The 3,241-nt window shown below is 45.5% G+C and carries 5 protein-coding genes and 1 pseudogene; 4 read left to right on the top strand and 2 right to left on the bottom strand.

From position 1 onward, the window contains the following. On the bottom strand, positions 1-199 hold a 199-nt coding region (locus B3180_RS06035), incomplete at its 3' end, for an EamA family transporter (RefSeq protein ID WP_286843536.1). Continuing rightward, positions 186-806 carry a ribosome biogenesis GTP-binding protein YihA/YsxC gene (gene yihA / locus B3180_RS06030; RefSeq protein WP_054488899.1) on the bottom strand — a complete coding sequence of 207 codons (621 nt, stop codon included), beginning with the start codon at positions 804-806 and terminating at the stop codon, positions 186-188. The genes B3180_RS06035 and yihA, both read right to left, overlap by 14 nt. A gap of 195 nt (positions 807-1,001) precedes the next feature. Between yihA and B3180_RS06025 the strand changes: the two genes are divergently transcribed. From B3180_RS06025 to B3180_RS06010, 4 genes and pseudogenes are all read left to right on the top strand, one after another. Next, complete coding sequence (locus B3180_RS06025) at positions 1,002-1,628, top strand: c-type cytochrome (protein ID WP_054488897.1); 627 nt, start codon at positions 1,002-1,004, stop codon at positions 1,626-1,628. A 618-nt stretch (positions 1,629-2,246) separates the two neighbouring features. After that, positions 2,247-2,660 carry a GTPase-activating protein gene (locus tag B3180_RS06020; RefSeq protein WP_054488895.1) on the top strand — a complete coding sequence of 138 codons (414 nt, stop codon included), beginning with the start codon at positions 2,247-2,249 and terminating at the stop codon, positions 2,658-2,660. After that, the gene (locus B3180_RS06015) at positions 2,660-3,118 is read left to right on the top strand and encodes a DUF2489 domain-containing protein (protein WP_054488893.1); all 459 of its coding nucleotides are present in this window, start codon (positions 2,660-2,662) and stop codon (positions 3,116-3,118) included. The genes B3180_RS06020 and B3180_RS06015 overlap by 1 nt, the downstream gene beginning before the upstream one ends. 9 nt (positions 3,119-3,127) lie before the next feature. After that, positions 3,128-3,241, top strand: a pseudogene (locus tag B3180_RS06010) (serine O-acetyltransferase); the annotation flags it as partial.

Here is a 3,241-nt window from a genome sequence, read left to right as displayed (position 1 = left end):
TACGGGTGATTTTATTCAGGCGACGCGCAATAAAAGGGGCTAGCACGATACCGGCTGAGCTTATTCTCAGTGCACCAACCTCCATAGGCCCAAAAGCAATTAACCCTTTTTTGATCAATAAAAAAGAGCTACCCCAGATTAATGCGAGTAACCCTAATAATAACCAAGCGCTGAGCGGTGGTGTGTTATTCGTCGTCATACTCTTTGCTATACCACTGGTTGAGTTTTTCTTCGACTTGCTCGACGCCGAAGCGTTTTAGTGAGGAAAATGCTTCGACCTGAACGTCACCATTAAAGGCAATTGCAGCTTGTCTTGCTTTTAACACCGTTGACTTACGAGCGCCTTGTTTAAGCTTGTCGGCTTTGGTGAGCAATACCAGTACCGGTAGCTCGCAATCAACAGCCCAGTAAATGAGTTCCTGGTCGGTTTCGCGGAAAGGGTGGCGGATGTCCATTAGTACGACAATACCTTTGAGGCTGTCTCTCTGCTGCAGGTACTCGCTTAAAGAGCGCTGCCATTTTTCTTTGACGGCCAGCGGCACTTTAGCAAAGCCATACCCGGGTAAGTCGATAAGGCGTTGACCGCTGTCGAGTTCGAACACATTAATTAGCTGTGTGCGCCCCGGAGTTTTACTGGTACGAGCCAGTGATTTTTGCCGCGTTAGTGTATTCAGAGCACTGGATTTACCGGCATTAGAACGGCCGGCGAACGCAATCTCGATGCCCGTGTCCGGAGGCAGTTTGCTGATATCCGGTGCACTGGTCACAAATTTTGCCGATGCGTAATCTAATTGCTGATCTGCCACTATTAAGGTCACTTTTATTGATAAAACGGAACGTCTACGTGCATTATGAAGTATCCGGACAGTATCTCCAATGATCATTTAGCAATTGATTCGGTTTTAATCGTTTAATCCACACAAGTTTTGTGTAAAATAGCAACCTGCTTAAGGTGATTTATTGGGGCGCGTGGCGCCATCCAGAACAGAAGAGAAGCAAACATGAAAAAATTCGCAATCTTTTTGGGACTTTTCTTCGGTACCGCCGGTATCGCAGTAGCACAAAGCGGCGACGCTGAAGCCGGAAAAGAGAAATCGCAAGTTTGTGCGGCTTGCCATGGACCCAATGGTGAATCTCCGTCCGATATGTATCCGCATTTGGCCGGTCAGCACGAAAAATACCTGCTTAAACAGCTGAAAGATTACAAACGGGCGTCAGAAACCGGTGGTGAAGAAGGGCGTAATAACCCCATTATGATGGGCCAGGTCGCGTCATTATCTGAGCAAGATATGGCTGACTTAGCGGCTTTCTTTGCATCACAGGAAGAGCCTAAAGGCGAAACGCCCGAAGATATTATTGCACAAGGGCGTGACCTTTACCGTCGCGGCAACCCTGAAACCAATATGCCGTCTTGTGCCGGCTGCCATGGCCCTCGGGGAAATGGTCTGGGGCTAGCGGCGTTTCCGGATATTTCTGGTCAGCACGCGGCTTACACTAAGTCTCAGCTAGAAATGTTTCGTAGTGGCGACCGCGCTAACGATCCAAACGGCATGATGCAGGGCGTTACAGAGAAAATGACAGACGACGAAATCGAATTGCTGTCTAAGTTCCTGAGCGGTTTGTATTAAACAGAGCTTAATCAAATAGAAAGCGGCTTAGGCCGCTTTTTTTATGTCTATAATAAATGAGATAGTAAAAACCTATTTTCGGGTGTTGTTAACGAAAAGTAATAAGAAAGTTGTTTTTTAGATCAATAAAATCATTGAATTAATATTTGGTTCAAGTAGTCTTAACAACGCTCCGGGGCCGTACGGACAGAAAAAAACAAAAAAAAGATGTTAAAAGCCCTTGAGGAAATAATAAAAAGACTGTAAAAATACAGCTAACTCGACACAAAAAAATAACAAGAGGTCGAGAGATTATCGAAAAGTCAGATTCCATCTTATTTCTCGATAATCCAGGGAGTAAAGCCAATAGGCTAGTGGTTGCTCCATTTTATAATAACAATAATAAAAGACAGGTTACGGAAAACCGCAATAACAAGTCGGAAGCAGTGACAACCATTCTCATAGTTGCAGTGCGCTGCCGATAATATGAGAGAAGCAGGCGATGTGTAAAAGCATCGCCTTTTTTCTTATTTGGGCTCAGCCTTTCTTAAACGTACAAGCTTTTCCTTTACCCTCCACTGACGTCATCCCCGTTAATGAGTTACAATAGGTCATATTAGTTTTTATTTAGGAGCGACCATGACTCGCCGCAAGAAAACACGTAAGGCAGGGCCGTTGGCGCCATCTAAAGCGCCAAAAGAAAGACAAGCATCAGATGCTGCTTCAAAAGGTAAAAAGAAGGGTAAGGGTCAACCGTCAGGCCAACGACATTCATCCACTAAGGTTCTGCAGCAAAGTAGAACAAAAGGCGACGAAAAAGATCCCCGACACGGCAGTCGCCGTAAAGTAGCTTTGGTGATGACACCTGAGCAGGAACTAAAACAGTTACAGGAAGACACAAAGCTTCAGTTACTGGTTGAACGTTTCGAAAATGATGAGTCTCTGACAGCAGAAGAGCAGCGCTACCTCGATGAAAAATCTGAGCGTTATGAACAGCTGGTTGCCAAACTGGGTTATGAACTCGATGAAGAATGGGATGATGAGGAGTACTAATGTCCAGCGAACTCTATTGGATTATCGCCATTGTTGGCGTCTTAATTATTGTCGCTCTGGGGTGGTACGCCACCAACTTACTGCTACGCCTGCGTTGGCAGACCAGAATTCGGGACGCAGCTGTACAGAAGCGTGTTGATCGCATTGATGAGAGTATTATTACTATTGCAAAAGCCATGCAGCAAGAGCAGTGTCCTTTGTCTGAAGGATGCTTACGTATTGTGGTATTGCTTGATCATCGCCCGGAAGCTGTAGAGTATGACTATTCTAAAGATTACCCGGCAATGCATGAAATGTATGAAAAGATAAAACATATGCCAACGCACGAGTCACGTAAGAAATTTCCGAAAAAGAAAGTGCGGGAAATGGATGACGAGCGTGAGGGCTATGAAAAGTCGATGCGGGACATTATTCTTGCAGACGTTGATAAGTTATTGAAGCAATTTCCAGCGGCCTGAGGAGGCGGCATGCCGTTTTTTAAAGGTATAAAAGAAGATATCGCCAGCGTTTTCGACAGAGATCCGGCTGCGCGGAACACAATGGAAGTGTTGTTTCACTATCCTGGACTGCATGCGACCTGC

This window comes from Idiomarina sp. UBA4206, from assembly GCF_002383015.1.
GTDB lineage: Bacteria > Pseudomonadota > Gammaproteobacteria > Enterobacterales > Alteromonadaceae > Idiomarina > Idiomarina abyssalis.
The sequence above is the reverse complement of the archived record's forward strand: the minus strand, read 5'-3'. Positions and strand labels throughout refer to the sequence as shown.

Excerpts from the sequence above, each read along its gene's own strand:
- B3180_RS06025 (WP_054488897.1), top strand. The coding sequence starts at position 1,002 with ATGAAAAAATTCGCAATCTTTTTGGGACTTTTCTTCGGTACCGCCGGT.
- B3180_RS06020 (WP_054488895.1), top strand. The coding sequence starts at position 2,247 with ATGACTCGCCGCAAGAAAACACGTAAGGCAGGGCCGTTGGCGCCATCT.
- B3180_RS06015 (WP_054488893.1), top strand. The coding sequence starts at position 2,660 with ATGTCCAGCGAACTCTATTGGATTATCGCCATTGTTGGCGTCTTAATT.